We start from the raw sequence: 297 nt of genomic DNA on the forward strand, positions 1-297 counted from the left end.
ATTGACAGTAGATTTGTGTCAACAGTAGACTTGTGGCATTCAACGTATAACATCAGACTCAAGAAGCGGTCGTCAAAAACGGTATACACCGCTCAAAATCACGGCAGTCCTGACCACGCTGGCGACGGACAAAATAGTCTTGTACCATACGCGCCTGCTGCTCGATACCATACTTAAAAAAGGGCTTACCGACTGTAAATACGTAGTCATAACGCCGATCGACCAACGCCCCGCGTACCACCTTGATACCTTGCTGTAGCTGCCAAACGTGCGTTAGCTCATGTATCAGCCAGCTTT

1 pseudogene is annotated in these 297 nt (G+C 48.1%); it reads right to left on the bottom strand.

The window, feature by feature from the left end:
- Window positions 1–58: 58 nt before the first annotated feature.
- Window positions 59–297 (bottom strand): annotated as a pseudogene (locus BTV99_RS13120) (type IV secretion protein Rhs); the annotation flags it as partial.

The organism is Psychrobacter sp. Rd 27.2 (assembly GCF_001921755.1).
GTDB lineage: Bacteria > Pseudomonadota > Gammaproteobacteria > Pseudomonadales > Moraxellaceae > Psychrobacter > Psychrobacter celer.